This is a genomic window from Desulfonatronospira sp. (genome assembly GCA_003563255.1).
Taxonomy (GTDB): Bacteria; Desulfobacterota; Desulfovibrionia; order Desulfovibrionales; family Desulfonatronovibrionaceae; genus Desulfonatronospira.
The window spans coordinates 1-4,155 of sequence record PWSL01000286.1 but is presented as its reverse complement, the minus strand read 5'-3'; the positions used below and the strand labels follow the sequence as shown (position 1 = coordinate 4,155).

General features: G+C 48.0%; 3 protein-coding genes. 2 read left to right on the top strand and 1 reads right to left on the bottom strand.

Translation table 11 applies throughout. The features are described 5' to 3' along the window. Nucleotides 1–379: 379 nt before the first annotated feature. Nucleotides 380–604, bottom strand: a complete 225-nt coding sequence (locus QZP87_RS08450) for a hypothetical protein (RefSeq protein WP_291322482.1) — start codon at nt 602–604, stop codon at nt 380–382. Nucleotides 605–634: 30 nt separating this feature from the next. On the opposite strand from QZP87_RS08450, the gene QZP87_RS08445 reads away from it, so the two are divergent. After that, on the top strand, nt 635–1,612 hold the full coding sequence (locus QZP87_RS08445; protein WP_291322481.1) for a hypothetical protein: 978 nt from the start codon (nt 635–637) through the stop codon (nt 1,610–1,612). Between the two features lie 764 nt (nt 1,613–2,376). Next, nucleotides 2,377–3,135, top strand: a complete 759-nt coding sequence (locus tag QZP87_RS08440) for a hypothetical protein (protein ID WP_291322480.1) — start codon at nt 2,377–2,379, stop codon at nt 3,133–3,135. Nucleotides 3,136–4,155 lie beyond the last annotated feature (1,020 nt).

Below are 4,155 nucleotides of genomic sequence, written 5' to 3'. Positions count from 1 at the left end.
GGACAGGCACTCCGGGACCCACTTGAGCATCATTTTGTGCTCAAAATGACTCGATTTCTGGGACAAGTGGGTCCCGGAAGAGCCAGTCCCCATGCCACATGCAAAGCGCTAAACAGATACCGAACCGCAAAGCTGCCCCGGTTTGAATGCCCTTCGGGTTTGATCTTCGAGCAATTCAACTGGGCAGGCAAAGTACGCAGAGTTTAAGAGGCTGCCTTTTCATTTGTCACGCGAAACAAGTGACAAGTGAAAAAATATCCTGTCTTTCTTGACGACCTTTGCGCCTTTGTGTGAGAATATGTTTATGGGTTGCGGGCAAAGCCAGCGTTAGTAAGTCAGTGGCATATTTCAGCAGGATGGACAGGGTCAACAAGCTGAGCTAAGCAGGCATAACGCCCCGGGATATGCCGGAGTTCAGCCTGGATTCGCCCTGAGCGTACCTGACGCTCCTTTCCAGGGTGGACACGTACTGATCATACGCGTTCGGGATGTATTTGCCCCTGTAGATGAACGGAGCATCTTCCACGGTGTTCAGAGAAAAATAAGTGCGGGGGTGCCTGTCCCCTGCCTTCCATAAAAGCGCTAAACAGATACTTGTCCGCAAACTAAACCATCCTAAGCAAAGGATATCCAGATGAAAAAAAGAGGTAAGAAAACAAAAAAAGTCAGTAAGTCCAGCATCAAAAAACCTCCGCTGGCCTCCAGGGTCGTTAATGCACTGCAAAAAAACGGGCAAAGAAAAGTGGTGGATATTCAGGAATTCAGGAATGCAAAGATGATCGCCGAAGAGCTGGAGCAAACTGTTATCAAAATAGAAGACATGGAGAAGCTTGATCCATTGCATGCTGTTTATGTATATGCACAAAACAAAATGAGCGTGATTATGGACCAGCTGTCCGATTTGCCTGCACTTGATAAACTGACGGATCTTTATGAAGATGCCCGTGAGCAGTATATGCCGGGAGGACCGCCCATGAGTCCTCTGACTTTATCTTATTTTTTCTGTTGGGGTTTTTTCGACCTGAACGTGGGCAATCAAAGAGAGTCTTTGGGCTTTGTGGCCACGGAGGTCTGCAAGGAATTAAAGGCTGACGAAGGCCAAATCAGAGCTTTTGAAGCCATGAACTCTTCCAGGATGGGACTGTATGTTCATGAAGGCTTTTCCGGTCAGGGTGATTTATTGAGGGAGTTTGTAACTGGAAACAGGATCAAGGTCAAGGTTCCCAGCGGCCACAAAGGACAGCCGGGCGAAATATGGCTGGTCCGGCTGCTGCCGCCGCTTTTTCCGGAAATGGGGCTGGACTATTCCGTGGTTTTTACCACCCCTTATGTTATTGGTAAACTAAAGGGCAAAACATTTTCTATGGTTGGGGATGAGCAGGGCTGGGAGGAATACTTTGAGCGCACCCTGGACAAGGTCCAGGCAAAGGATAAGCTCGAGGCTTACGAAAAATTGATGAAATACGGACTAAGCAGGCATTATTGGAACGAATACATCTTTGAGGCTTTTTTCAACTACACCAAAGAGGCCATCATGCTCACCGGGTTTCCGGATATTCCGCTCAGCAGGCCTTTTTCGAAAGAAAGCCAGGAACAGGATGATATCGATTGAAACACCGCTGTCATATGCCCGGCAGGATGACTGGCCTGCTCCTGAAGACCGCGCGACATCGTATCCATCTCTGGAAAACGCTTCCGCCAAATTAGAGCTGGAAGTTTGGCAATTGTCAGGATCGGTCAGGATCCAGGTTTAAGGTCCAGGCTTGTTTATTATTCATTTTACCAGGACCTGAAGGAATGGAAACAACTGCTCAGGCATACATCAGGCGACGTCCCTTCGGTTCCTGAACAGGGTCTCCAAATTCCCTGGCAGTATCTATCCAGAGCTGTATCGCTTCTTTTACATTGGCAAGCGCATCTTCATGGGAATCTCCATAGTATCTACCGCGGATGCGGTGGAGACCATGTGCATACCAGGTTCTTTATTCCTGGAAAGCACATAATAAACCTCTCTTATCTGCCTGCCCTGAATTTCTTCAATTCAACTGGGGTGTCTATCTGCCTGCCCGGTGACGAAGTCTCAGCGCAGCGTATTTCACTGGGTGTGATCTGTGGGCAGCAGTCTTTTTTTTAAAAAAGTGCGGAACAGTTACAGTGCCAGGCGCTGAACCCCTGCCATAGCTCAAAAATTTCTTGTTTTTTGCGACAGGGTTTCAGGAGTAAGTACTAACTAAACTGTTACGATTTTATGGACCACCAAGTGCCGCATCTGGCCCGGATTGTTCGACATGCGTTTGGCCGGATACAGGGCAATGGGGTACATGTTCTTATGGACTGTTTGGAGTATCTTGAACTTTTACCAGGGAGCATTGGACTATGGATAAAGAGCGGATAAAAGAACTTGCTGAAAATCCGGATTTTATACCTGGAATCTATAACTATTGCGATCGGTGGTGCGAGAGATGTGCCTTTACCTCCAGATGTATGAACTTTGCCATGGAGCAGGAGTTCTTCCAGGAACAAAAGAGTTCGGATGAGATGAACGCCGCTTTCTGGGAGTCCATATCCAACATTTTTGAAGTGACCATTAGCCTGCTTTATGATCTGGCCCAGGAACGGGGGATTGATCTGGATGCTGCCAGAGAGGACCAGGACGCAAAGCATGAGCAGGCTATGCAAAGAGCCAGGAAGCATATCTGCACCATACTTGCCCAAAGGTACAGGGAGATGGCCAAAGAATGGCTGGAGAGCTCGGAAGTCTGGACACAAGATATGGCGGTCAAAATACCAGGTGTCATTTCAGCCGGGGAGGCTCCCGGTCTGCAGGAGGCCAGAGAGATTATTTACTGGTATCTGTTTTTGATTGAGGCCAAGATCGTGCGGGCTTTGCACGGCAAGGCTGAAGAAGAGGAATGCGAGCTGGAAAGCTATGGCCGGGATGCAGACGGTTCAGCCAAGGTGGCCTTGATGGGCATTGAACGTTCTCTGGCTGCATGGGGTGTAGTTCATGAGATCATAGACCACGACAGGCATGGTGTGCAGAACATACTGTTCTGCCTGGATCGCTTGCGCCGGAAACTGGAAGCTGTCTTTCCTCAGGCCCGGGATTTTGTTCGGCCTGGTTTTGACGACTGAGATAAATTGTCAAAGCCAGGTTGTTTCAGCTAGTCCTGCCCTTAACCCACAAAAATTTACATAACCAGGCACCAAGGGTCCAGCAGGGAGTAACCCAGGCACATATTTTGGAGGGTGGTGTATCCCCGCCACATTGTCTGATGACCGGGTAAGGAATCGTTTTTTCGACCGAGATGACCTCCCAGGGCTGCGAGAATGCGCACTGCATCACCTAATATCTGGACTGTCTGCCGCTTTTTTTGAGCATATGCCTACATGACCTTAATCTCAGTATTCGAAAAGAGCACCTCAGGTGGCAGTCCTGGAACTTCCAGGCCCAGAAGAATCATGAGCATGATTCGCCAGGCGGTGACCTGGTTCATTAGTTTTTATCTCCCTGATATTATTAAATAAAGATATGCCCTAATATAGTTTGACTTTTAAGTGGCTTTGGGGCATTGAGTTTAGCAATCTTCTTTTTCAATGCCTTTGGTCAGCGATGCTCATTGGACTATCAGGCCTGTGGGAAATCCTGCCTGATGTAGTGGAGGATTAAGTTAACTCCGCTTTATGCCTGGCGGCTTACCATTCCAGCATTCTTCAGGATAAACCGCGACTCTTGCTGGTCATAATTTCCAGGAGGTGCAAATGATTCTCCACTCATCACCCGAATTATCTACAGCGGATGTTCGTCCCTGGTGGCTCAGCGCTCCTGTTTCATTTCATGAAGGAAGCCTTGAAAATATTCGTAACAAGATCCCAGCCTTTGGACGAAGAGGTTTCAGCTTGCCGCCGCAAAATAGTGAACAGATACGAAAAAGCACATAACGACAACAAGCTTCAGCCGACGCGCATAGCACGCAGCTGTGCTTGGCTTTATGTTGCATGAGCTTAAATATTTTTATTGGTTATCTTTTTAACACTACAGCGAAACTTATTTATTCACCTCCGGGGACTGGCTCTCCCCGCACTTATTTTTAAAACCTGTCAATCATCCTTCAGAAAAATAAGTGCGGGGGTGCCTGTCCCCAATTTAGACAG

Excerpts from the sequence above, each read along its gene's own strand:
- QZP87_RS08445 (WP_291322481.1), top strand. The coding sequence starts at position 635 with ATGAAAAAAAGAGGTAAGAAAACAAAAAAAGTCAGTAAGTCCAGCATC.
- QZP87_RS08440 (WP_291322480.1), top strand. The coding sequence starts at position 2,377 with ATGGATAAAGAGCGGATAAAAGAACTTGCTGAAAATCCGGATTTTATA.